This window comes from Pantoea sp. Cy-640 (genome assembly GCF_011752635.1).
GTDB lineage: Bacteria > Pseudomonadota > Gammaproteobacteria > Enterobacterales > Enterobacteriaceae > Pantoea > Pantoea dispersa.
The window spans coordinates 555,901-576,804 of the sequence record NZ_VWXB01000001.1; the positions used below are offsets into that span (position 1 = coordinate 555,901).

35 protein-coding genes are annotated in these 20,904 nt (G+C 47.3%); 27 read left to right on the forward strand and 8 right to left on the reverse strand.

Translation table 11 applies throughout. From position 1 onward, the window contains the following. Positions 1 to 106 precede the first annotated feature (106 nt). Together F3J36_RS02785 and F3J36_RS02790 are read right to left on the reverse strand one after the other, a co-directional pair. Positions 107 to 844: a hypothetical protein gene (locus tag F3J36_RS02785; protein WP_166718833.1), complete on the reverse strand. Its 738-nt coding sequence runs from the start codon at positions 842 to 844 to the stop codon at positions 107 to 109. Positions 845 to 1,370: 526 nt separating this feature from the next. Beyond that, entirely contained in the window at positions 1,371 to 2,093 is a 723-nt protein-coding gene (locus F3J36_RS02790) for a helix-turn-helix domain-containing protein (protein ID WP_166718834.1), read from the reverse strand. 95 nt (positions 2,094 to 2,188) lie between these two features. Here F3J36_RS02790 and F3J36_RS02795 point away from each other — a divergent pair, with 95 nt between their 5' ends. The 14 genes from F3J36_RS02795 to F3J36_RS02860 all read left to right on the forward strand — a co-directional run bounded on the left by F3J36_RS02795 (position 2,189) and on the right by F3J36_RS02860 (position 12,033). Further along, on the forward strand, positions 2,189 to 2,404 hold the full coding sequence (locus F3J36_RS02795) for a helix-turn-helix domain-containing protein (RefSeq protein WP_166718835.1): 216 nt from the start codon (positions 2,189 to 2,191) through the stop codon (positions 2,402 to 2,404). A 245-nt stretch (positions 2,405 to 2,649) separates the two neighbouring features. Next, a complete protein-coding gene (locus F3J36_RS02800) occupies positions 2,650 to 2,934 on the forward strand; it encodes a CII family transcriptional regulator (protein WP_166718836.1) in 285 nt (94 codons plus the stop codon). A gap of 293 nt (positions 2,935 to 3,227) precedes the next feature. Continuing rightward, positions 3,228 to 4,259 carry a replication protein gene (locus tag F3J36_RS02805; RefSeq protein WP_166718837.1) on the forward strand — a complete coding sequence of 344 codons (1,032 nt, stop codon included), beginning with the start codon at positions 3,228 to 3,230 and terminating at the stop codon, positions 4,257 to 4,259. After that, positions 4,256 to 4,945: a replication protein P gene (locus tag F3J36_RS02810; protein WP_166718838.1), complete on the forward strand. Its 690-nt coding sequence runs from the start codon at positions 4,256 to 4,258 to the stop codon at positions 4,943 to 4,945. Before F3J36_RS02805 ends, F3J36_RS02810 begins: the two co-directional genes overlap by 4 nt. Positions 4,946 to 4,988: 43 nt before the next feature. Further along, a complete protein-coding gene (locus F3J36_RS02815) occupies positions 4,989 to 5,978 on the forward strand; it encodes a DNA cytosine methyltransferase (RefSeq protein ID WP_205298838.1) in 990 nt (329 codons plus the stop codon). Positions 5,979 to 5,985: 7 nt separating this feature from the next. Further along, positions 5,986 to 7,188: a DNA methyltransferase gene (locus F3J36_RS02820; protein WP_166718839.1), complete on the forward strand. Its 1,203-nt coding sequence runs from the start codon at positions 5,986 to 5,988 to the stop codon at positions 7,186 to 7,188. Then, positions 7,185 to 7,643, forward strand: coding sequence for a recombination protein NinB (locus F3J36_RS02825; protein WP_166718840.1), 459 nt, complete (start codon positions 7,185 to 7,187; stop codon positions 7,641 to 7,643). The genes F3J36_RS02820 and F3J36_RS02825 overlap by 4 nt, the downstream gene beginning before the upstream one ends. Positions 7,644 to 7,645: 2 nt before the next feature. Beyond that, entirely contained in the window at positions 7,646 to 8,074 is a 429-nt protein-coding gene (locus F3J36_RS02830; protein ID WP_205298837.1) for a hypothetical protein, read from the forward strand. Then, positions 8,055 to 8,426, forward strand: a complete 372-nt coding sequence (locus F3J36_RS02835) for a hypothetical protein (protein ID WP_166718842.1) — start codon at positions 8,055 to 8,057, stop codon at positions 8,424 to 8,426. Before F3J36_RS02830 ends, F3J36_RS02835 begins: the two co-directional genes overlap by 20 nt. 280 nt (positions 8,427 to 8,706) lie before the next feature. Beyond that, a complete protein-coding gene (locus F3J36_RS02840) occupies positions 8,707 to 9,309 on the forward strand; it encodes a recombination protein NinG (RefSeq protein WP_166718843.1) in 603 nt (200 codons plus the stop codon). After that, positions 9,306 to 9,929, forward strand: coding sequence for an antitermination protein (locus tag F3J36_RS02845; RefSeq protein ID WP_166718844.1), 624 nt, complete (start codon positions 9,306 to 9,308; stop codon positions 9,927 to 9,929). Before F3J36_RS02840 ends, F3J36_RS02845 begins: the two co-directional genes overlap by 4 nt. 541 nt (positions 9,930 to 10,470) lie before the next feature. Continuing rightward, on the forward strand, positions 10,471 to 10,860 hold the full coding sequence (locus F3J36_RS02850; RefSeq protein WP_166718845.1) for a hypothetical protein: 390 nt from the start codon (positions 10,471 to 10,473) through the stop codon (positions 10,858 to 10,860). Positions 10,861 to 11,009: 149 nt separating this feature from the next. Continuing rightward, positions 11,010 to 11,417 (forward strand): type II toxin-antitoxin system HicB family antitoxin, encoded by a 408-nt coding sequence (locus F3J36_RS02855; protein WP_166718846.1) that lies wholly within the window; start codon positions 11,010 to 11,012, stop codon positions 11,415 to 11,417. A 181-nt stretch (positions 11,418 to 11,598) separates the two neighbouring features. Further along, positions 11,599 to 12,033, forward strand: a complete 435-nt coding sequence (locus tag F3J36_RS02860; RefSeq protein WP_166718847.1) for a tellurite resistance TerB family protein — start codon at positions 11,599 to 11,601, stop codon at positions 12,031 to 12,033. Positions 12,034 to 12,187: 154 nt separating this feature from the next. Here the strand turns inward: F3J36_RS02860 and F3J36_RS02865 are convergent, their stop codons facing one another. Together F3J36_RS02865 and F3J36_RS02870 are read right to left on the reverse strand one after the other, a co-directional pair. Next, positions 12,188 to 12,520 (reverse strand): type II toxin-antitoxin system PemK/MazF family toxin, encoded by a 333-nt coding sequence (locus F3J36_RS02865; RefSeq protein ID WP_166718848.1) that lies wholly within the window; start codon positions 12,518 to 12,520, stop codon positions 12,188 to 12,190. Then, complete coding sequence (locus F3J36_RS02870; protein WP_166718849.1) at positions 12,517 to 12,729, reverse strand: antitoxin MazE family protein; 213 nt, start codon at positions 12,727 to 12,729, stop codon at positions 12,517 to 12,519. Before F3J36_RS02870 ends, F3J36_RS02865 begins: the two co-directional genes overlap by 4 nt. A gap of 77 nt (positions 12,730 to 12,806) precedes the next feature. On the opposite strand from F3J36_RS02870, the gene F3J36_RS02875 reads away from it, so the two are divergent. The 3 genes from F3J36_RS02875 (at position 12,807) to F3J36_RS02885 (ending at position 13,881) form a co-directional block, all read left to right on the forward strand. Next, on the forward strand, positions 12,807 to 13,214 hold the full coding sequence (locus F3J36_RS02875; protein WP_166718850.1) for a TerB family tellurite resistance protein: 408 nt from the start codon (positions 12,807 to 12,809) through the stop codon (positions 13,212 to 13,214). A gap of 76 nt (positions 13,215 to 13,290) precedes the next feature. Further along, positions 13,291 to 13,683, forward strand: coding sequence for a hypothetical protein (locus F3J36_RS02880; RefSeq protein ID WP_166718851.1), 393 nt, complete (start codon positions 13,291 to 13,293; stop codon positions 13,681 to 13,683). Between the two features lie 12 nt (positions 13,684 to 13,695). Next, a complete protein-coding gene (locus tag F3J36_RS02885; protein ID WP_166718852.1) occupies positions 13,696 to 13,881 on the forward strand; it encodes a hypothetical protein in 186 nt (61 codons plus the stop codon). Here the strand turns inward: F3J36_RS02885 and F3J36_RS02890 are convergent. After that, positions 13,861 to 14,172: a hypothetical protein gene (locus F3J36_RS02890; protein WP_166718853.1), complete on the reverse strand. Its 312-nt coding sequence runs from the start codon at positions 14,170 to 14,172 to the stop codon at positions 13,861 to 13,863. The genes F3J36_RS02885 and F3J36_RS02890 overlap by 21 nt on opposite strands. Before the next feature lie 62 nt (positions 14,173 to 14,234). After that, positions 14,235 to 14,543 (reverse strand): HigA family addiction module antitoxin, encoded by a 309-nt coding sequence (locus F3J36_RS02895; RefSeq protein ID WP_166718854.1) that lies wholly within the window; start codon positions 14,541 to 14,543, stop codon positions 14,235 to 14,237. A 137-nt stretch (positions 14,544 to 14,680) separates the two neighbouring features. Here F3J36_RS02895 and F3J36_RS02900 point away from each other — a divergent pair, with 137 nt between their 5' ends. The 8 genes from F3J36_RS02900 to F3J36_RS02935 are packed head-to-tail and all read left to right on the forward strand — an operon-like array spanning position 14,681 to position 19,121. Beyond that, a complete protein-coding gene (locus F3J36_RS02900) occupies positions 14,681 to 15,172 on the forward strand; it encodes a hypothetical protein (RefSeq protein WP_166718855.1) in 492 nt (163 codons plus the stop codon). A 14-nt stretch (positions 15,173 to 15,186) separates the two neighbouring features. Then, complete coding sequence (locus F3J36_RS02905; protein WP_166718856.1) at positions 15,187 to 16,644, forward strand: glycosyltransferase family 2 protein; 1,458 nt, start codon at positions 15,187 to 15,189, stop codon at positions 16,642 to 16,644. Next, positions 16,626 to 17,240 carry a hypothetical protein gene (locus F3J36_RS02910; RefSeq protein WP_166719120.1) on the forward strand — a complete coding sequence of 205 codons (615 nt, stop codon included), beginning with the start codon at positions 16,626 to 16,628 and terminating at the stop codon, positions 17,238 to 17,240. Before F3J36_RS02905 ends, F3J36_RS02910 begins: the two co-directional genes overlap by 19 nt. A 50-nt stretch (positions 17,241 to 17,290) precedes the next feature. Further along, positions 17,291 to 17,533: an HNH endonuclease gene (locus tag F3J36_RS02915; protein WP_166718857.1), complete on the forward strand. Its 243-nt coding sequence runs from the start codon at positions 17,291 to 17,293 to the stop codon at positions 17,531 to 17,533. Continuing rightward, positions 17,530 to 17,697, forward strand: coding sequence for a hypothetical protein (locus F3J36_RS02920; protein WP_166718858.1), 168 nt, complete (start codon positions 17,530 to 17,532; stop codon positions 17,695 to 17,697). Before F3J36_RS02915 ends, F3J36_RS02920 begins: the two co-directional genes overlap by 4 nt. Positions 17,698 to 17,701: 4 nt before the next feature. After that, positions 17,702 to 18,637 (forward strand): hypothetical protein, encoded by a 936-nt coding sequence (locus tag F3J36_RS02925; protein WP_166718859.1) that lies wholly within the window; start codon positions 17,702 to 17,704, stop codon positions 18,635 to 18,637. A gap of 7 nt (positions 18,638 to 18,644) precedes the next feature. Further along, positions 18,645 to 18,878 carry a hypothetical protein gene (locus F3J36_RS02930; protein WP_166718860.1) on the forward strand — a complete coding sequence of 78 codons (234 nt, stop codon included), beginning with the start codon at positions 18,645 to 18,647 and terminating at the stop codon, positions 18,876 to 18,878. A 33-nt stretch (positions 18,879 to 18,911) separates the two neighbouring features. Further along, positions 18,912 to 19,121: a hypothetical protein gene (locus tag F3J36_RS02935; RefSeq protein WP_166718861.1), complete on the forward strand. Its 210-nt coding sequence runs from the start codon at positions 18,912 to 18,914 to the stop codon at positions 19,119 to 19,121. A 49-nt stretch (positions 19,122 to 19,170) separates the two neighbouring features. On the opposite strand, the gene F3J36_RS02940 is transcribed toward F3J36_RS02935, so the two are convergent. Together F3J36_RS02940 and F3J36_RS02945 are read right to left on the reverse strand one after the other, a co-directional pair. Next, positions 19,171 to 19,593 (reverse strand): DUF29 domain-containing protein, encoded by a 423-nt coding sequence (locus tag F3J36_RS02940; RefSeq protein ID WP_166718862.1) that lies wholly within the window; start codon positions 19,591 to 19,593, stop codon positions 19,171 to 19,173. After that, positions 19,593 to 19,796, reverse strand: a complete 204-nt coding sequence (locus tag F3J36_RS02945; RefSeq protein ID WP_166718863.1) for a type II toxin-antitoxin system VapB family antitoxin — start codon at positions 19,794 to 19,796, stop codon at positions 19,593 to 19,595. Before F3J36_RS02945 ends, F3J36_RS02940 begins: the two co-directional genes overlap by 1 nt. A gap of 212 nt (positions 19,797 to 20,008) precedes the next feature. Between F3J36_RS02945 and F3J36_RS02950 the strand changes: the two genes are divergently transcribed. Together F3J36_RS02950 and F3J36_RS02955 are read left to right on the forward strand one after the other, a co-directional pair. Next, positions 20,009 to 20,209: a hypothetical protein gene (locus F3J36_RS02950; protein ID WP_166718864.1), complete on the forward strand. Its 201-nt coding sequence runs from the start codon at positions 20,009 to 20,011 to the stop codon at positions 20,207 to 20,209. Positions 20,210 to 20,262: 53 nt separating this feature from the next. Next, entirely contained in the window at positions 20,263 to 20,499 is a 237-nt protein-coding gene (locus F3J36_RS02955; RefSeq protein WP_166718865.1) for a hypothetical protein, read from the forward strand. Positions 20,500 to 20,904 lie beyond the last annotated feature (405 nt).

A 20,904-nucleotide genomic window follows, 5' to 3' on the forward strand; every position in this document is an offset into this window, starting at 1 on the left:
GCGCACAGCGATGAACGAATTTAGACACGGCGCGTAAGCGCGAACGAGACAAGCGCATGAACGTTTCTCCATAAATGATAAAGCCCCGAATCGGGGCTTTGGGTTTTCAGAGGTTTTCACAGTAGTTCTTAAATTCCATCGATATCTTATCGACCTCCCCCAGCTGGTCATAAAGGGTGTCGAGCGTACTTTGTACGTTATCGTTTGCTTTATTCAGCCTATCGATAAACTCAGTAATCTTCGGCTTGATATCCGTCAGCACCTGAGAAAGGCGAGACTGATCGGCTTTGTCCGCTTGCATGAGCATTTCAAGGGCGCGTTTACGGAGGTCTTCGGCCTGATTCCCGTCAGGGCTGGAAGCCATTTGCATTTCGGATTTGACCTCCCTGATTTCAGAATTGGGTAATTTTTCAAAAAGCTCATTTTTGAGGTCGTCTACCTGGGATGTTTCCTCGACATCTTCCGCGTCATCCTCTTCAGTCACCTCGGGTTCGGCGGGAGAGGGGATGTCTGCTTTCGTGGCTTCCTCAACGGGCATGGTGATTTTTGGCTTGATACCGTCCCAGTCGAAGCCGTCTATTCTGTCAGGCAAGCCATGCTTCTGATGAAAAAAGAACGTGGTCAGGTTGCCGCCAGCGGTGGGCCTGGCCTGGATCACGTTGATGCAATCTCTTTCGTTGAGGTAGCGGATCAGGATGTCTTTATCTTTTCGGCTGAGTTCGGCAAAGCTCTTCACTTTCTGGCTCATTTGAGGAAGGCGAACGCCGTGAGGCATTCTTTCTACAAAGTTTTTTACCTCAGCGAGTGGACGCCAAAACTTATTGGGCAGGTTGATTAAGGCCATGGTCTCTCCTGTGTCTTAAGGGTATCAGAACCGATTTTAATGGGTTCAGGTCAGCGTCCAGGCTCTTAAGATTTCACAGGGATTAGCAGAACTTACCTAAATTCGCACGATCTGAAACAGACGATTTGACCCGCGATCAGCGGAAAGCCTGAGCCTGATGAAATGCTGGACTGAGGCAATAAAAGACCACAAGTTATTAACAAAAAAATCATAATCTGTGTGATTTCATCGCGTTGTTTGACCTAAGTATTCATTCGGACGGTTTCAGCGATCAAAAAAACAGCCGGAATGAATACCCAAGTTCGCACCATTGCCAATCATCCTGATCACGCCGGGCGACCGACGAACTGTGTTGCGCCGTTCAACGCCCTGATTAAATACTAAGAGATTTAAATGGTCAACTACTTAAGTTTTAGGTGGGAGTGTCAAAATGTGACGAGGGTCGAGAAATGTGAATTTTAAATCTCTAAGTTGTTAATCTTGCCCGAACTGTGGGTTCGGGCGATAAGTGTCTGATTGGAAGGGGTTACATGCCGCGCTGAGAGAAAACAATACGACCTAAAATCTGAAGGTCGTCCATGCCGATTTTTTCTTCGGGGTAAAGCGCCTGGTTATAGGTTCGCATGGTCAGTTCACTTGAACCGGATCGATAGAGTGCCCGAATTTTTTTCCAGTTTCCTTGATCTATCGCATAAAATTTACCATCTATGATTTGCTTGTCGTTCAGGTCGACAACGACACGCGTTCCGATGGGCATCACTGGGGCCATGCTGTCATCTTTGACAGAAAAGCCGATGAAATCGCCTTTGTCGACATCAACACCAAACGTTTTAAGATCTGCTTCAGAAAGCGTCATTTTCAGTCCAGAATAAGCGGTGAACGGAAACGGCGAGTTCGCAAAAGCACTTTCAATATCAGGAAGTAACGGTATTGCGATCTCCCCCGCCAGGGTCAGTGAAACGCCTCCGTGTAATTCCAGCGTTTCAGGTGTCAGGCCGGATTCGTTTCGGCCAGCAGTATGGTTAAGTTCCGTGCTTTGTTCAACATACTGGAACCCGTTTCCTGTTAACAGCCAGTGGGCATTGACGTTTAACGCCTCCGCGATTTCGACAAGTCGCTTACTCGATTTTGCCTGGCCTGACACCAGTTTGTACACAGTTCCCTGAGTGACACCGACCCGACGGGCTAATTCACCTTGCGAGTAACCTCTCTCTTCTAACATCGCTTTCAGGCGGTCAGCTAATGTCATTTCTCTCTTTGAACCTCTTCATGTCTGGGAGTTGAAAATCCAATACTTAAGGCGTTATGATTTGCATTCCGGCAATTACTGAGGTAATTAAACCTGTGAACGAAATCGTTCGGTTCGCCATTGCGCAATACGGCAGCCAGAAAAAACTGGCGGATGCGTGCGGCGTCACACAGGGGGCTGTCTGGAAGTGGCTTCACGGTCAAAATGAGATTTCTCCGCAATATGTTTACGCGATTTCTCGCGCCACCGATGGCCACTTTAAGCCCCATCAAATTCGTCCTGATTTACCTGAATTGTTTCCTCAACCTTAAGTGAAACACTTCAACGCTCTTTAACAATCTGTCTTTTTATGACGACGACGACTTTCACTTTAGCGCGAAATTTTCGTGGGCGCTCCACGGCTCTCTCTATTGTTCCCACTAGTGAAAGCTATGGATATGAGTCATCAGATTGAACTTTTTATGACAATTGTATGACACAGTTATCACGCGTTGTTACTTAAAGATGATTCTCCGCTCGCACCCATACCAATGACAAACACCCAGGAGTTTACCGAATGCGGTCTACACGGAATTACACGGCCTTAAAGATTGAATCCACACTACTTAACGCCATCAATATTCACGGCACTGAAAACATTGCGAAAGCGATAGGCCTGGATAGGTCTCAGATTTCGCGATGGAAAAAATCCCACATCCCGAAGTTTGCGCGGTTTCTCGCATACATCGGTTATGGCATTGAGGATGACGATTTGAGAAGGCTGGCCTCAGAGGTCGCGAAGCTCTTGATAAAGGAGATGCGCGCCGATCCTGACTATCCCGCGCGCAAGAGAGAGGAATAAAAGCGTCGTCGAGTTCAGACAATCTGTTAAACGTCAAGACCACAAAGCCGCTTTACATACTGAACCGCTCCCTTTGTTCATTTCAGGGAGTGATCTGAATCAATATAAAAAAAGGATCTCTGTGGGGCAGAGATCCTTCAACGCTGATTTTCAGAGGTGGAAAGCATGAATCCTGAATCTTTTCACGGTTATTCTAACATCGACTTTGCAATCGAAAAAAGAAAAAATCGCGCATTAAAAAACATTACAGTTTCTAAGGTTATTCCCGCATTCATATGTCTGGAGGTGGCGCTTTGAAACCGCGTTTCACTCTCCATGATTTCACCCAGGATGCCCTCGCTCGGGGTAAAAAAATGCAAAATCAGAAACAGGGCCATTTTTCACTGTTTCGAAGTGTTTTGTCTGCAAGCTGGAGCCTCGACCCGTTGAAGCTCTCTCTCTGGATTCGATTATTGTCCGATGCGAGTTTCAAAAAACGTACCGTCGACTTTATCGGTCGGAAATGGGATCTGAATCCTGGCGAGCTGGTGACAACCGCCGCCATGCTGGGGAGTAAAATCAAGCCGGAAGGCATACCGTTAGATAAACGTCATGTCCTGAGGATCCTGAAATTCTTCGAACGTGAAAAAATGATCTCAATCCGATCCAATCACCAGGCAAGCGTGATCGCGATCACAAATTATTGTCTATATCAGGATATTTTGCCTTTTTCAGACGGTTCTGAAGACGGTACACCCCACGGTACACCCCACGGTACACCCCACGGTACACCTAAACCCAGTCCTGACGCGGGTTTGAGGCTGGTGGTCGGTACACCCCTCGGTACACCCCTCGGTACACCCGACGGTACACAGAACAATACTGGATCTAATAATGATCTTTTAAAAGATCCTTCGTCACGACTGAAAAAGTCTCGACGCTTTACGGCATCCCAGGCTAAGCTCCCTCCCGATGTCGCCATCCAGTCAATCAGCGGCAAACACTGGGGCACCACGGAAGATCTACGGCTCGCTAATTGGATCTACTCGCTCGTTTTAGCCGTGAATCCCGCGACGAAAGAGCCGAACTGGTCTTCCTGGTCAAACGATCTTCGACTGATCCGTTATGCAAAAGAGGTCGATCATCGATCCATCGCGATTGTTTTCCGTTATGCGAATTCCGATGGCTTCTGGCAAACTAATGTGTTAAGTCCTTCTAAGCTTCGTAAGCACTGGGATAATTTATTTATCCAGAGTCAGCAAGCGAGAAATACACGAACCCCGAATCAGCGAAATCATCATCTTGATTTCGATAATGATGACTGGGCAGAAGGATTAGAAATATGAAGCAAATCGCGGAAGCCATTAAACAACGCGATGCCGTTCAACTTTCATTGATTGCGCAATCGCACCCAGAAAAGAAAACTGACAGTATTCCTCCACAAGCGATAGAGATATTTAACGACATTTTCAAACAACTCAGAGCCATATTCCCGGCCATGATGGCGACAATTAAAGACCAGGAACAGTTAAACGAACTCCGTCGACAATGGGTCAAAGCCATCGCGGAAAATCATATTTATTGTTCTGCCCAGATCGAAGCCGGAATGCGACGCGCCCGACAACATGAAAAACCGTTTTTACCCTCGCCGGGTGAATTCGTTTCATGGTGTAAAGAAGGTGAATCTCAGCTTTATGGTTTACCGAAACCTGAAGAGCTTTATGACACCGTGATGAATTTCAGGGCAAGGCGGTTTCAATATCCTTGCCCTGAAAAATATCCCTGGTCGTCTCATGCGGAATATTGGTTAGTGACAGCGGTGAGTTCGAAAATGACCGCGCTTGCACTGACCGTTTCCGCAACAATGAAAGTCTGTGAGTCCGAAATAAAAAGACTGGGAGAAAAAATCCGAAACGGATTTATTCCTCCTGAACCTGTTCCCCAGGTTGAAAAAAAAGTGATTGTGACCTCTCCCGACGTCGCTTTGTCTTATCTCGCCAATATGCGAGCCATGATCAAAGCCAGTCATTAAGAAAAGGGCGCTTGCGCCCTTATTTTCCCTCAATGAGATCTTCATGTCCGCGTATTACAACGAATGGGACAAAAAATCCGCTGCCTGGCTTCGTGTGCTTATCGACAGGAAATTGATCGCCCCTGGTGAGGTGGATGAACGCAGTATCACCGCCGTCACCGCTGACGATCTGAAAGGCTTTCGCCAGTGTCATTTCTTTGCCGGAATTGGTGGCTGGAGTCTTGCCTTGCGCTTATCCGGCATTCCTGACGATCAGCCCATCTGGACCGGCTCACCGCCTTGTCAGCCGTTTAGTGTGGCAGGGCACCAGAAAGGAAAGCTCGATGACCGACATCTTTCCCCCGCGTTCCTCGCCCTTATCGAACAGTGTCATCCTCCAGTCGTGTTTGGCGAACAGGTTAACGCAGCGATTTCGAAAGGGTGGCTCGATGATTTATTCACTGAGCTGGAAAAACAAGGTTACGGGTGTGCATCGTCCGTTCTGCCAGCTGCAAGCGTTGGCGCGCCGCACCAGCGATATCGATTGTTCTTTGGTGCGCACCAACTGGCCAACGCCACAAGCACACGATACCTCTGGGGCGCGAATGCCACGATTCAAACGCGATACAACCCGCAATCCGAATATTACAGAGAGTTATCGTCACGATTTAGCGGATATCCCTTACCTGATCTTCAGCCAGCCTCCGAACTGGTCGGGCTGGTCGACACCGACCACCAGCGACTTCAAAGGCAGTGGCCCGACGGTTATCCGCAAGGATGGCAAGAACCGGATGTTCGACAGGCTGGATTACGCGACAGAACAAGGTTTACTGACGCCGCTTATTCGAATTTCTCATACTGGTCAGATGCTGACTGGCTCGGATGTCGCGACGGTAAGTTCAGGCCAATTGAACCCGGCGCATTCCCGCTGGCTGATGGGATTCCCGCCAGAGTGGGACGACTGCGCGGTTATGGCAATGCCATAGTTCCTCCTCTCGCCTCAGAATTTATTAACGCGTTCTTTGAGGCGATTCTCGATTCATTCGACTGCTGAGAACCCAATGAACATAAATCTCCTTCATGGTGATTGTCTTGAACTCTTAGATTCCCTTCCTGAAAATTCCGTTGACAGCATTATCACCGATCCCCCTTACGGGTTAAGCAAGGCACCGGATATGACGGAGGTGTTAACCCATTGGCTTAACGGAGATGACTATGAACATCGCGGGTCAGGGTTCATGGGGAAAACCTGGGATAGTTTTGTGCCGGGGCCATCGGTCTGGCGACGGTGTTTAGCGGTATTAAAACCGGGCGGTCATTTGCTCTCGTTTTTTGGTTCGCGCACCTATGACCTCGGCACTACGGCGATCCGTCTGGCTGGATTTGAAATCCGCGATCAGATTATGTGGGTTTATGGCTCAGGCTTTCCCAAATCCCATAATTTAGGACGTGCGATTGATAAAGCATTAGGCATTAAGCCTACAGTGATCCCTTACGCGGAGGGTGACTTGCACGTTCCGACCTCTCAGGATGCAAAGAACTGGGATGGCTGGGGAACGGCGCTGAAACCCGCTCACGAACCGATTTGTGTGGCACGTAAGCCGTTCACAGGGTCAGTGGTTCAGAACGTCTTAAAACACGGCACAGGCGCAATGAATATCAATGCGACCCGTGTCGGAACGGAAACACGTTACAACCCGCGTTCTCACAATAAACCCGGTGGCCTCAGCCTGAATATGTCGGTGTGTGGAATGCCGGAGGACGGTGTCGGATCTCTTGTGTCGGGTCGGTGGCCAGCAAATTTCTGTCATGATGGGTCAGAGGAGGTTTTAAACCTGTTTCCTCACTCGACCTCGAACGGCAATCGCAGTGAGGCCAGCCGACAGGCAAGCGTTAAAGGGACGTCATGGCTCATGGATAATCACATGAGTCAGGAATATTCTGATTCAGGATCGGTTGCCCGATATTTCTATTGTGCCAAAGCCAGCAAACAAGACCGCGACGAGGGGTTACACATGATGTCGGAAACCCAGACCCGCAATCCTCACCCGACCGTTAAACCGACCTCCCTGATGGCCTGGCTTTGCCGTCTGGTGACACCCACAGGCGGCGTCATCCTCGATCCGTTTATGGGAAGTGGGTCAACTGGCAAGGCGGCGGTCATCGAGGACTTTGATTTTATTGGCATGGAATCCGACAGCGATTATTTTGATATTGCGCGACAGCGCATCGCCTTTAAACAAAATCAGTTGCATCCATCATGATCCATATACCCAGAGAGGGGATTTGTGTTCACCCCGATAATTGTGAGGCTGTCAAAAAGCTGCTTGACCGCGAAATCAATTCCGGTCAGCGCTTGTTGATAAAAGTTGAACCCTGGCATGAGAAGCGGACGCTCAATCAGAATGCGATGTTTCATGCCTGGATGGGTGAACTCAGTCGGTTTCTGATTAACAGAGGGCGACCGTTTTGTTCCCCTGAGTGGTGCAAAGACGCCATGAAGTTCACCTTTCTGGGGTTTGAGGAAATTTGTTATACCGATGTAAAAACAGGCGCTCAGATCGTGAAGGAAACCTTGCGCCAAACCTCTAAGCTCAGGACGGGCGAAATGTTCCAGTTCATGACGCAAGTTGAGGCCTGGTGTCTCAATATCGGCTGTTTCTTACGGGTGCCGACGACGTCAGAATTTTTCGCCCTGAAACGCAAACAGGAGGAGTGATTTTGACGAGTGATTCTGACAACGTCATCAGCCTCTGGGATCGGTCTGATCCGAATGCTGATATCAACGAAATGAAAAATTTCGTTGAGGAAGAGCGAAGGGAGACGGCGCGTTATTGCCCTCATACGAATATCCTTGTGTCTGAGTATGAGCGTTCAATCAGCTGTCGTTTGTGTGGTGCGGCCCTCGATACGTTCGATTATGTGCTCTCCATCGCCAAACGTGAAACGCGTCTCGACTGGGATCTTCGTCACCTGCGTTCAGAAATAAAACGCCGCACGGAAAGCCTTGAAAATCTCAAGCGGGAAGAGGTGAATACGCGCGCCCGAATTAAAACGGCGCAATTCAAATTACACGATGTTTCACTTGCGCTCGAAGAGGCGGGTGAAAAACTGTTGAAGGTCAAAAATCATGGAAAACGTGGATCCTGAGCAGATTAAAGAGGTCGAAGCCCTCATTATGGATTTTCTGACAAAGTTTGATAAAGGCTCAATCGAGGACGTTTATCAGGTCTGTCGGAGTTACATTCCGTATTATTTATTGAAAGATGTCTTTTTCCGCTTGTTCAAAATCGGCACGTTGCGCCGCCAGCTGGTACGCAATTTCCCGACGGAATACCGTATCGCGGCACTTCATCCGAAATTTGGTTCTCACTATATTCCGCGCAAACCTCAGGTTCGAACGAAGGAACACAAACGTCAGTATGATGACATAGTGAATTCATGCCGTGAGCAATCCAAAGTTTTCACCTTCGATCAACTTATCCGAACTGTGAGGGACTAACGTGAAAAAATCCTGGTTTGAACATTATCCGATGAATGAGGTGGAGGCGAACAGCCTGATACGCGATTACGCAAAGCGCGGGGTGACGACAGAAAAACACCTGACATCGGATCCGCGATTTTTTATCGTGAGCGCTTTTTTGCCTGTGTCAAAATTCGTGCCACGATCGAACCGCGCTTATATTAATAATCTCTGGAATTAAGTTTTCACTTTTAGCCAGCTCAGGCTGGCTTTTCTCCGATCATCCGCGACATTCTGATTTCTGAAACGAGGAATCTTGATGATCGCTTACGCTAAAGAAAAAATTTGTCCGATTTGCAATGCATCCTTTGTGCCCTGGATGACAACACAGCACGTTTGCGGCAACTACCGTTGTGCGCTTGCCTGGAACCGTCTTCAGGATGAACGGCATAAAGCGCGCGCGGAACGCCGTCTTTCACGCGCTCAATCCCACACCCAACAAAAGACCTGGTCTGAATATAACAAAGCCGCTCAGAATGCGTTTAATCGCTATATACGCATTCGGGATCAGGGTCGGGCTTGTCACGCTTGCGGCTGTCAACTCAACGATAACAATCCCAACAAATCGGGAGCCTTTGTGGATGCCAGTCATTACCGCTCTCGCGGTTCGGCCTCTCACCTGCGATTCAATGTCTTTAATTGTGTTACCTGCTGCTGGCACTGCAACAGAGAGTTATCCGGGAACATTCCTCAGCTCAGAAAAGGGCTGATTAAGCGCTTCGGTCTCTCTATCGTTATCCGGTTAGAGGTGGATAATGTGTTTCACCGACATTCCATCCCGGATCTGATTCGCATTGCGGATGTCTTTAAACGGCGCGGCGATCACCTTTTATCACTACGGAAAGGAAAACAGTTCATATGAATCTCGAAAAAACCCTTCGGTTTCATTATCCCAAATCCTTAAGGATTACCGATGACGTTCCCTCAACGAGTAATGACGCTTTACGTGCGCCGGAGGTGCTCGCCGCGATCGGACTGGCACAGGCTCAAGAAGGATTTGGTATGGCGGCGTTCTTTGGCAAAATGGGTGTCAGCCAGAACGAAAAAAACAAAGCCGTCGGTTTTCTGATGAAAATCGCACGTAAACGGCTGATGGGCTGGCGCACGTTTAACGCGCTGCCGGGTCGAAAGCGTCAACAGCTTTCCTATCTGATTTCCCTCTTTGCGTTCGAAACTTATTGCCGCACCGCTGAGGATGCCGGGTCACGGTGTCCGTATTGTCACGGTCGCGGCATGGTGCGCGATGTGAAAGCCAGCAAAGCGCTGAATATGCCTGTCGATAAACCCTGTTCCAAATGTGAGGGGAAAGGGTACAAGAAAGTGAAAGTGACGCAATTGATGGCCGGGGTGATGAAAATCAATCCTGAGTTTTCGCGTCGCACGTTTTTTCGTCGCGTGAAGCCGATTATCGATGAACTGGTGTCGGAATGTCATAAAGCGGAATCGGTGGCGAATTCCCTGTTTAAGGCAATTACGCAATAACGTATCAATTCGAGCGGTTTATTCATTGTACGTCTTGCGGTTTTGGCACAAACGGCATAATCTGAATACAGAAAGTGAGAACTCCGCCGTTAGCCCGGTTGATATGCAAACTTTCGACTCTTCTCTCTCCTCATTCTTTCGTTGTGGTATCCATCATGTTGTTCTGCCGAACCGACTGTCAGGGATTCCTTCCTCGTGTGTGTGGGAATGGGTGAGAGAGAACCCATCTTTTGACGGGCAAAAAAATGGCCGTCATCCTGACGGCCTAAATGTTTCACATTGTGGATAACGATAGCGACGATCTCACGACCATCGAGATCCAGTTTACTGACGCCATTTTTTAAAACGTATTAAATTGAGCGGTTTATTTTTTATTATTCGGTACGGGATAATAAGTTCATTTTGAAGTGGTTATTTTTTGATCTTCAGTTAATTGCAAAATTGCACAGGTCGCCATAACACGACAAAGATAGAATTGCGCAACAAATCGCAGTTCTGTTAATAATAACCAATGTGTGAGAGTGAGTTTATGGAACCCTTATTGAATCATGATCAAAAGTTCGCTTTTGCTGCCGTCGCGTCTATGAGTCTTGTCAGCATGATTAACGGCAAACCCACTGAAAATGAACTTGAAGAAATTTACATTCAGATCCACCAGTCCGAACGGATGTATGACCAAACCGATTTTTCTCTTGAAGCACTTGATGAATTGAAAGCACAGTTAGAGAACAATCCTGAACATGCCGAAGAGGCATTGTTAACCGAACTGACACGACTCGACCTGGAACATGAAGAGGCCACCGAAATCGTTAACATGGCGCTTGATGTCGTGAAATCCAATAAAGAAATCCCTCCAGAGAAAATCGATATTCTTTCAGGGCTTTGCAAAGCGTTAAATTTGTATTCTGATGAATTTAACTTTGTGACCTGATGGATGTTCGAAAAAGTGAAAACCTACCGTAGCATTTGCAGACTTTGCACCCCTGAGGATTCAGGGGTTTTTTTTGCTCAAATTGTGTGGTTTTCGAGAAGATTTTCTGCTTACAATCCCGGCTTCATAACTGATTCGGTGATTAAGCAATGCGTTATCCTGTTGATGTGATGGCCACCAGCTGTGGGTTTATCGTGTTCTGTCGTGACTTGCAGGAAGCGCAAGGATACGGCATCACGAAAACGGAAGCCTTGACCAGCTGTCAAGATGCATTGATCGCCGTCTTCGATGAATTTTTCTGTCATCGAGTCCCGATCCCATTACCCTCAAACGGCGGAGACGAGACGATCGAAATCCCCTGTTCCATCGCCGCGAAAGTGATGTTGCTCAACGAGGTAATAGAACAGAACGTTTCCCAGACCGACCTCGCCAAAATGCTCAATCTTCCGCGACAGGAAATTACCCGCATATTCAATTTGAGTCACACCACAAAAATTGACACAATACAAAAAGCGCTCACAGCTCTCGGTAAAACCTTACTGATACGCGTGGTGTGATTCCTCAGTATATTTGTAGACCTATCGACAGGCCTGAACGTTTTGTTCAGGCTTTTTTTTTACCCTCGCTTTGCCCAAGCGAACCATTCAGAGAGCCTTTTCGGGGTGAGTCAGGTGGGTTCGCCTGTCTCTCTCTGTGGGTGTTCTCCTGGGCACTGACTCACCCCTAAAAGGAAAACCCATGTTCGGATTTTTGAAAAAGCGCGCAAAGCGCATGACCACTGACATCACCAAATTTGACAAGCGCGATCTCGCTCAGGCGGTCGTCAATGCCGCCTGGCTGGTGGCCTATGCTGACGGCAATTGCGATGCGCTGGAACGTGCCAAAATCGACCAGGTTCTGAAAACGAATCCCGTTCTCTACAATTTCACCTCTGAGCTGGCTGAGATCTCCAGTCGAATCGTGAATTTGCTGGAGACGGATTTCAAAATCGGTCGTCGCGCTGCTTTGCGTGAAATTGAGGACGTGAAGGGCGATCAGCGTGAGGCTGAAGATGTGCTCGATGTCGCCGTCGCGATTGCGGAGGCAGATGGCGAGATTGAAAAATCAGAAATGAAAGTGCTGGAACAAATCGCACTGGTGTTAGGTCTGCGACTGGAAAACCATCTTGAATAAATATCCTGATAAAGTGTATTTCGTGGGTTTTCTGGCGTTTTTCATCATCTTTCATTTTCTGGGTAATATCGCCTCTGGCGTCTCTGATGCGGTTTTGCTCGGAGTTCTTTATGTTCTGATGCAGACAAAAAAGCCCCGATAAACGGGGCAAAACTTAACCGATACCTAACATCACAGTTAATGAGCGCTCAACCTCAATCATTTTAGCGTGGTCAATTTGACCAAATACTTCACCAAGATGATGTTTGTGAACAGTGTTGATTTTATCAATCATTACCCACGATTTTTTTCGAAGGTTGTTCACTTCATCGGGTGCCAGCTCAACACGGAAAATATCACTGTCTTTAAATTCCGTGCCAGTTATGGGCAAAATGACCACCGAATTAAATGGATTAAAGTTGTCAGACTGAATGATTAGTGCTGGTCTAGGTTTATTGATAAATTCGCCATCGTTAGAGGCGACAGAAACGATATCTCCTCTTTTCACCAGTCCCAACCCTCAATTTCATTCAGGCTTCTCTCTAAAAGACTGTCTAACTCAGGATCGTTTTCAGCTTTAGCTATATTCAATGCCTGACGACGACAGGTTTCGACAAAATCAGCTCGACGTGTATCAGGAACCCAGATTTGGATCGGCCTCATTCCGGCTTTCCGCATCGCATCGCGATGTTTCTGAACGCGACTTGTAGATTGCATGTTTCATTCTCCTTTCGTGTAACATGAAACATGATTACATCATAATTCTTTGTTTCATGCAACACTAGGAGTTGAACGTGGACATTCCGGCTGAACTGACCCTTAACGAGCTGATCGCTTCCTTAAAAGTCATGTATCTTGCTGTGTTTGCCAATGGCGAATACAACGAGAATCAGAAAGAAATGCTGAATGACATTTTTGAGGCCATGGGGTTAGAAGGTGATGCGCGGTTTGTGTCTCGCAAGCTTGCTGAACGCCAGAAAGCGGAACTCGAACGCGATTATCACAGTGCGCTCGACAATATCTTTTACTCGCTTGAGCAACTTCCTGATGATAAAGAACGATCACATCGTCTGATGACGCTTTATTTCGATATCGCGGAATCAGACAGCGATATGACTGAATCTGAAGAGATTATTGCTCAGGAACTGGCGGATTGTCTCGATCTGGACATCGATTATTATCTTCGCAATCGCACAGACTAGGAATCGTTTTTCAAAAACTGCTTTATCTTTCAGGGTAAATCGTTAAGTCAATGACCAACTACCTGAAGGAGCAAGTATGTATGATTCGCCTGGAAATGTAACCCGCGATGAACAAGATATCATTTTCGGTATTATCCTGATCGATGCCATCTATCTGATCGGGTTTGCTGAACATGCCCCGACCACCGCACAGATTCGCCTGATTCAGAACATTCGACGCCTCGAACCCATTCTTCAGAATCACCGATTCATCAACGATATTATTGCTGTCACCCTTGAGGAAAAGCTCGCGAACGATTTCAAGCGAACCGCAAACCGGATTTTGTTGAATATTTCCCGAATTATAACCAGCAAAGATCGGTGTGAAAAAATCCTCGATTATGCGCAACAGGTGGCGCTGGCCGGAAAGACAATCTCTCCGACTGTGCAAACGCTGCTTGATCGGTTAAATGATGCGTTGGGATTCTGAAAGGAGAGTGTGATGCGTGAATCTGAAAAGAAAAAGCTCGCGATGGTCAGAAACGAGCTTTTACAGGCAAAAGCGTTGCTTGAGGAAGGAAACGCTCAGGTCGGGTTGTTATCGGTGATTTCCGCTATCGCGTTTGTCGATATGATTTACACCATTCAGCGCCCGGAACACCCTTACTCATCCAAATCGATCCGGTAAGGGTGATTGCATGGGATCGATTTCGATGTCTTTGGGATAACTGGTTTCGTAGGCCACCAGACTCAGTTCATAGTTGATCTGAAGCTTTATCCAGAAACTGAGTTCATCGCCGAAAAATCGTGAGAGCTTTTCACAAAGCAACAGACACATTGGCCTTTTCATGTCGATGACGTCCTTGAGTTTGTTTTCATCGAAATCGACCCTTTCGCCCAGGTCAAAAAAGGGGATCCCTTTTTCCCTTAAACGGCATTTAAGAATCAATCCCGGATGTGGATGAAGGTTTTCAGGCATAAAAAAAGTCACTCCCTAATAATACCGGAAGTGACTTTACCTGAACTCAGGTTAGGAATTGCTCATTCTGAGCGATCGTCTTCGCTTTTCGGCAGCGGGTAGATCGGCACAGATTCAGCGTTTTCATGCCGACGCGCGCGTGAGATATCGTGTCTGGCCTGCATTTCCATTAATGCCTCTGGTGTAGTGCTGATTGCTTTGGCGATCTTGATGGCAAGATTCGGCGTCAGTTGGGTTTTACGCCGGATCAGGCGGTCAATCAGAACGCTCGATTCACCGATGTCATTCGCGAGCCTGTTGTGATTCACATTCAGCAATCTCAACATTCGCTTTATCTCTTCGCCTGGGTGAGGAGTTAAGATGACTGGCATTTCAAATCCTTAAGTGGTTATTCGGAGTGCAAAGAGTAGTTTCTCAATCTGTAAAGTCGTGTCAAACCGTGCGAAATAATACTCAAGTCATTGAGACTCTTTTTTATCTTTGATATCCCTTAAAGCTCACTACCTTAATGAGTAAAACCCTGATGCCCGACACATTAAAATACGACTTAGAAATTGAATTCAGCCCTGACGGGTACACACGTTTAAATACTCCGTTACATTGGGCTGTTTATAACGAAAATGGTGAGATCACCGACGCCGGGATCAACGGCTTTACCGAATTCCCGATTCCGCTTCCAGCACGCATCAATGTGAAAGGGCGTCAAAAGAAAACGGTAGGCAAAGACGGCCTGAAATCGATTCTTCGCACCAATCACGAACGCTTTCATGTCGAAATGTTCGATGCCGATGGCCCGATCAGCGACGAACACAACGAGCTGTTCAACAAGCTCAAAGACGTGTTAACTGAAATGGCACCGAAAGACGGCCATTATTTTCTGAATCTTCGTTATGTGCCGCATGACGAGGATGAAAAAGAAAATGAGCTGACTGAACCGATGGATATCGATCTGGCCACTTTTATCGTGTTCCTCGATTACCTTGCCAATAATCACGCCTAATGTCAGGAAAGAGAATGGAAGTCGTCATTAATGGCGTTCGGTTCACGCCTAACGTTCGGGAGGTGTCAAAAATCGGTGTGGCCATCACGACCCATAACCGACCTGACACCCTTCAAAAGGCGCTGGAATACCACCTTAAATTTTTGCCATCTGGTGCGAAGCTGGTGGTGGTTGATGACGGCTCCACGATTCCGGCAGTGGTGCCGGATTCAGTTGAGCTGATTCGCTTTGAGCAGTCTCGCGGGATTGTTGCCGCCAAAAATGCGAGTCTGGTGTCTTTGCTCGATGCAGGGTGTGAACAGCTGTTTTTATTTGATGACGACGCATGGCCAATCTCTCACGACTGGGAAAAGCCTTACATTGAATCGCCAGAGGTGCATCTGTCTTATCAGTTTCTGGATCTGGCGATTAACATCAAATTACGTGACTTATCCGTTCTCTATCAGGATGAAAAACACATCGCCTATACAGGCCAGCGCGGCGTGATGTTGTATTACCATCGTTCCGCGATTGAGGCGGTCGGTGGGTTTGACCCGGTTTATCAGCGTGGTATGTATGAACATGCGGATTTAGCCCTTCGCATTTATCACGCTGGATTAACCAGTTGGGCCTTTGCGGATATTGTGGGTTCAAGTCGACTGATTTATTCGCTCGATGAACACATGAGCATTAAGCGTTCACTTAATCGTGCTGAACGCGATCAACAGGTTCGGCGTAATGTCGGTATTTATAATCATCGTCGTGATAATGAATATGCCGGATTTGTGCCACTGCGCGATAAACATCATGTGGTTATCACCAGTTATCTGACGGCCTATCCAGATCCACAGCGAAATAAACGCTTAGAGTCGAATCCTGATGCCTTGAGCGCCTGGGCAAGCTCGATTTCAGGCGCGAAAGCGGTGGTGATGGCTGACCAGCTGTTAGAGGCACCGAAAGGCGCTGAACTGGTTCGCGTCAGTGAATCGAGCATGAACATTTATTTCCTGCGTTGGTTTCACGTCTGGCAATACCTTCGCGTCCACCCTGAGATTGATAAAGTCTGGTGTACAGATGGAACCGATGTCGAAATGCTTCGTGAACCCTGGGATGTCATGATCGAGGGGAAAATCTATGTCGGGAGCGAGCCGAAAACTTACGCCGATAACTGGGCGATTCATCACCACCCTGAGCCGCAATATCAGGCGTTTATTGCCAGTCATACGAATGATGTGATGCTGAACGCCGGATTGCTAGGCGGTTCGCGTGAGGATGTCATGATGTTTGCGCATTCTATCCTCCGCATTTATTCAAATGTGGAATCGCATAACTTCTGGGATAAGCGCAAAAAGCCGTTTTCTGTGGGCGATATGATTGCGTTCGGCATGGTGGGTTATCGTCATGAGGATCGGCTGATTACCGGTCCTTCTGTTCACACGGTGTTTAAATCAAACGGAATTGGAAGGGAATACGCATTTTGGCAGCACAAATAAACTTTTGTGTCGTGGGGCATCATTCCCGACGTGATAGCGCCAATGCGCTCGGTGAACGATTGAATGCCCGTCTCTTTATTGATGAAGAGCGTCATGGCAGCAACTGGAATCACCGTCGCGCGTTAGAATGGGCAGCGACCCAATCGAAACGCGTGATCGTGCTCGAAGATGATGCTTTGCCTGTTAATGGCTTTGAACATCTGGCTGAAAGCTGGTTAGACCGATTCCCTGACAATGTGGTTTCGTTTTATCTGGGCACCGGAAGACCGCCGCACCGTCAGTTAGAAATCGCGATGCGGCTGATTGATACCGATAAGTTTCGAACCGATTACATCTGGATGAATCGTCTGATTCACGGTGTCTGTTATTCGATTCCACCCGCTTTCCTGAAACGGATGTTGCTGAACTGGAATCCGAATAAAGGCGCGGATTATGCGATAAGTGATGTCAATAAGGGCAAGGTGATCTATCCGGCGTTTTCGCTGGTGGAACATGCCGATCTCGATGTGGTTGAACGTCATCCTGATGGACATAAACGCACAGAACGAAGAAAAGCGTGGCGCTTACATGAGGGCATCGAACGGTGGCCAGACTGACAACATTGAAACCCCGATTGTCGAATCTCAATCCACATCGCCTGAAAACGATGACGATTGCCGATAATCGGATAACGGGCGTGACCTTACAAAAACGCCGTTTCAAAGTCTGGCAACGCGATCCCCGCTGTGTGATGTGTGGTCGGTTAACCGATTATCCGTCCGGGTTCGAACTGGATCATATTATTCCGCTTTATCAGGGCGGTGAGGACGTCATTTCAAACACACAGATTCTTTGCTGTGGTGAGGACGGGTGTCACAAGAAAAAAACCAAACAGGATATGAAAGCATGAAAACCATTACTGAACCCGTTTTTCTCGATGACGTTGAAACCTATCTCGATCACGCTGAGGCTGAACCCGTTGAGGTGTTTCGTGATGACGGGACTTCGGTTGTCCTTGTTTCGCGCGATTTGTATGACGAAATGATCCTCAATCACGCCCCTTTTATTCGGTGATGCTATGCCAATTTCCCCACAAGCTTATATTGTTGGCGGTCAGATGGTGCGTTCAGGTGTCAATCCCGGCAATATGGGTAATGAAGCCATCAGTGACAGTGATTCCGTCACCACAACGCCTGAGGTTCCAGATCCGACGCCGATTAATATGCTGGCTGAAACGCTCGATTCTCGCGTGACCTATATCGGACCGGCGCACACCGTTTATGATTTGGGCGGCAATCTCTTAACCAGCAATGAGAACGAGTGGCCACTCGAATATCAGAACGGAATCGCGGTCGGTCGTCATGAACCTGAAGACGAATCAACGAATTACGCCCTCGATTCAGCGGCGACGAATATCAACGAGCCAGGTGTCGACGGAAACTGGATGTATTCCCAGGGAACCACCGTGACTGTCGCCGCCTCAAACGTGAGTCAGTTTCCGACGATTTCCGTTGAACTGCGTAAGATTAACGTCGCGGTATATAACGAAACCGATGCCGCGTTCTTAGTCCCAGATAATGACCCTGGCACAACAACTGATTGGGTGAGGGTCGTTCAGCCCTTTACCAATGACACCGAATCTCAGCTTCGCTGGTATACCCAGCGCGAAAACTCTTCGAGCTATCTTTATGAGAAAGCGCCAGCGGTGCCAGCGGGTGTCTGTGTTGCCTCTGTCTTCCGTCGTCTGACGAATGCAAACATGCAATCAACCGCTCCCCAGCTCGAACAAGGCACGATTGCGACCTCACCGATATTCAATAACGCGGATGAACAAAACACCCGGCCATCGGCATCTGCCTTTGTGACGAATACCGACAATGCCACCAGGATCGTGATTCATTACTCTGATAACTCAACGGTCACGGTTGATTTTGTGAATGACCAGGCAGCGATTCCATTAGCCTCCCTGGACTGGTCAGCCCGTTACATTACTCAAATCACCTTTATTACGTGAGGTTATCATGTCCGATCTTCGCGATCTCACATCAGATGCTATTCAAATCACCGATGGATCAACAGGTGCGCATGTCACCGCCGTATATGGTGCGGTTCTCTATGCCGATTCCGCTGATAGCACAGTCTGGCATACGATGTTCGGTCTCGTTCTTGAGATCCGGCCTCCTGTCGTGATTTATATGAAAGCCAAATCGCCAGGTGGTGCGCAAGTGATTGTCACCAGCTGGTCAGAATCGTAATTGCCCAATACAGCTAAACCAAAGGAGAGAAAGATGGAAGAGTTCCCGTTAACCGATATCAACGATCAGATGAAAAAGATTGTTGACGCCGCGCAAAGCGCACCTGTTAAGTTCACAACCGACATAGAATCGTTCGTGCTCATCAAAGCGGTTGATTTCAATCAGTTCTTACAATCGCTACATTCCTCTACAGCGGATATCACTAAACGCTATGGTATCCCGATGCAGATTGAGAACTTCTAAAAGAAAGCCCGGATTTTCCGGGCTTTTTGATTTCAGAGAAAAAGAAAGATTATTCAGGCCAGAATTCTGGATCCATGAATTCCCAGAAATCCCACGGGCAAATTTCAGGAAAACTGTCAACTCCAGTCATTTTTATCGCCAATATAGAACTATAACGATAAGCGCGAGGGATGATGTCATTTACTTGAGATCGCAAGCTAGGATTGTCATCGAGAACGTCATTCACTCTCATTCTTTGTTCTCTAATGAGTAACCTCAACATAGCGTAACGATCATTCTTTCTGACTTTCCACTTCAGCAAAAGACCTAATAAAACCCGAATGGATGATTCGAGCGCTTTTCTTTCTCTGTTTGCCAGACCTTCAATCTCTTCGACTAAATGAAAGATATCTATCGCCTCATTTTGACGATCTTTTATTAGTTGAGATTGTTCCATTGCCCAGGCGTAAAAATCGGATGAATATAATGACATTAATCGTTATCCTCTGGCCTTCGTCTTGGGACATCTTTTAGGTTAGGCATTGTTCCTCCTAATGCGGCCATTCGTTTCCCAGCTTCAACGCGAACAAACGTTTTCATGGCCTCTTGAAAAATCTCATTCTTATTGATTAACGGATCAAGATAAGCAATCGCCTTCTGATACAGATCATCATCAATTTCTATGGTGACTATCATCTGTTCCTCTTTATTTAGAATGACAAACGCTCAACCTTATCGCCTCACTCTTAAGAAACAAACTCAATGAAGTGTCAAAGTGTGCGGTCGTTAGCAAGTTCAGATTCACACAATTGCAATAACTTAAGTAAGTGGTCAGTGCTATCTTTATAGCGTCTCCTCAATACCTGAGTGAGATACACCTTTTCATTAATGTGCTAAGGCCAATACTTATGCTTTCTGATGATCTGTTTACTCGCCCTGAAGACCTTGTTAAAGCCATGGTCAACGCAGGTAAAGACGAAACGTTGAAAGTGGCAAATCCTAAAGATGCCAATGACAACATTCTTCTGATCCCTGAAGCCACGCTTGAGCAGAAGACCCGCGAGTTTATGAACGCGGTCAAACATCTGAACAATCCTATCAAGCTCTAACTGAGCCAGTCTTAATTAGCCTTTATTAAGGCTCATTGAAAAAGGTTTTTGCTATGGACAACATTGAAACAAAAACGATACGCAATGCTGATGATATGAATGCGGCGATCAAAGCTTTTGATGCGGCGACGCCTGTTCGTCTTGCGACCGATTCGGGCAACTTCATCATGACAACTGAAAAAGCTGTGAACGGTGAGATCAAGAAGATTGGTGATCAGCTGGCTGGCTTTGGTCGTGCGCATGGCATCGGCATATCTTTCGATGACATTGCTAAGGCACACGGTAAGTAATCAGACGAAAGTTCGATCGTTTTGTTGAAGCGTTTTGCTCCCGCTGGAGCATTTGTTGTCAGAAATGTTCGCTGGTTGTCATTCTCTGGCAATAATAATGAGTCTCATCCTCCCTCTAACGATGTGATGTAAGCAAAGCAGGACAGCTGTCCTGCTTTTTTTATGCCCTGATTCCCGGTCATCAATAACCTTGCATGTTCAATCACGAATGAGATTCAACGCGATTGGAGCAATTCGTGTTGTGATCACCGTGATCAACCATTCAAAATTCTTTCGAAACATCACGTAAGTCATTGATATTCAACGACTTACAGAACCCAGGGGGATGGGTGTTCAAAAACATGACGGGGGGGGTATGAAAAAGTTCGTGCAGTCAAGCTTTTTTAAACCTCGCCCCCAATCACG

Coding starts and splice junctions, on each gene's coding strand:
- F3J36_RS02785 (WP_166718833.1), bottom strand. CDS start 844: ATGGCCTTAATCAACCTGCCCAATAAGTTTTGGCGTCCACTCGCTGAG.
- F3J36_RS02790 (WP_166718834.1), bottom strand. CDS start 2,093: ATGACATTAGCTGACCGCCTGAAAGCGATGTTAGAAGAGAGAGGTTAC.
- F3J36_RS02800 (WP_166718836.1), top strand. CDS start 2,650: ATGCGGTCTACACGGAATTACACGGCCTTAAAGATTGAATCCACACTA.
- F3J36_RS02810 (WP_166718838.1), top strand. CDS start 4,256: ATGAAGCAAATCGCGGAAGCCATTAAACAACGCGATGCCGTTCAACTT.
- F3J36_RS02815 (WP_205298838.1), top strand. CDS start 4,989: ATGTCCGCGTATTACAACGAATGGGACAAAAAATCCGCTGCCTGGCTT.
- F3J36_RS02820 (WP_166718839.1), top strand. CDS start 5,986: ATGAACATAAATCTCCTTCATGGTGATTGTCTTGAACTCTTAGATTCC.
- F3J36_RS02825 (WP_166718840.1), top strand. CDS start 7,185: ATGATCCATATACCCAGAGAGGGGATTTGTGTTCACCCCGATAATTGT.
- F3J36_RS02835 (WP_166718842.1), top strand. CDS start 8,055: ATGGAAAACGTGGATCCTGAGCAGATTAAAGAGGTCGAAGCCCTCATT.
- F3J36_RS02840 (WP_166718843.1), top strand. CDS start 8,707: ATGATCGCTTACGCTAAAGAAAAAATTTGTCCGATTTGCAATGCATCC.
- F3J36_RS02845 (WP_166718844.1), top strand. CDS start 9,306: ATGAATCTCGAAAAAACCCTTCGGTTTCATTATCCCAAATCCTTAAGG.
- F3J36_RS02855 (WP_166718846.1), top strand. CDS start 11,010: ATGCGTTATCCTGTTGATGTGATGGCCACCAGCTGTGGGTTTATCGTG.
- F3J36_RS02860 (WP_166718847.1), top strand. CDS start 11,599: ATGTTCGGATTTTTGAAAAAGCGCGCAAAGCGCATGACCACTGACATC.
- F3J36_RS02870 (WP_166718849.1), bottom strand. CDS start 12,729: ATGCAATCTACAAGTCGCGTTCAGAAACATCGCGATGCGATGCGGAAA.
- F3J36_RS02880 (WP_166718851.1), top strand. CDS start 13,291: ATGTATGATTCGCCTGGAAATGTAACCCGCGATGAACAAGATATCATT.
- F3J36_RS02885 (WP_166718852.1), top strand. CDS start 13,696: ATGCGTGAATCTGAAAAGAAAAAGCTCGCGATGGTCAGAAACGAGCTT.
- F3J36_RS02890 (WP_166718853.1), bottom strand. CDS start 14,172: ATGCCTGAAAACCTTCATCCACATCCGGGATTGATTCTTAAATGCCGT.
- F3J36_RS02895 (WP_166718854.1), bottom strand. CDS start 14,543: ATGCCAGTCATCTTAACTCCTCACCCAGGCGAAGAGATAAAGCGAATG.
- F3J36_RS02900 (WP_166718855.1), top strand. CDS start 14,681: ATGAGTAAAACCCTGATGCCCGACACATTAAAATACGACTTAGAAATT.
- F3J36_RS02905 (WP_166718856.1), top strand. CDS start 15,187: ATGGAAGTCGTCATTAATGGCGTTCGGTTCACGCCTAACGTTCGGGAG.
- F3J36_RS02915 (WP_166718857.1), top strand. CDS start 17,291: ATGACGATTGCCGATAATCGGATAACGGGCGTGACCTTACAAAAACGC.
- F3J36_RS02920 (WP_166718858.1), top strand. CDS start 17,530: ATGAAAACCATTACTGAACCCGTTTTTCTCGATGACGTTGAAACCTAT.
- F3J36_RS02925 (WP_166718859.1), top strand. CDS start 17,702: ATGCCAATTTCCCCACAAGCTTATATTGTTGGCGGTCAGATGGTGCGT.
- F3J36_RS02930 (WP_166718860.1), top strand. CDS start 18,645: ATGTCCGATCTTCGCGATCTCACATCAGATGCTATTCAAATCACCGAT.
- F3J36_RS02935 (WP_166718861.1), top strand. CDS start 18,912: ATGGAAGAGTTCCCGTTAACCGATATCAACGATCAGATGAAAAAGATT.
- F3J36_RS02940 (WP_166718862.1), bottom strand. CDS start 19,593: ATGTCATTATATTCATCCGATTTTTACGCCTGGGCAATGGAACAATCT.
- F3J36_RS02945 (WP_166718863.1), bottom strand. CDS start 19,796: ATGATAGTCACCATAGAAATTGATGATGATCTGTATCAGAAGGCGATT.
- F3J36_RS02950 (WP_166718864.1), top strand. CDS start 20,009: ATGCTTTCTGATGATCTGTTTACTCGCCCTGAAGACCTTGTTAAAGCC.
- F3J36_RS02955 (WP_166718865.1), top strand. CDS start 20,263: ATGGACAACATTGAAACAAAAACGATACGCAATGCTGATGATATGAAT.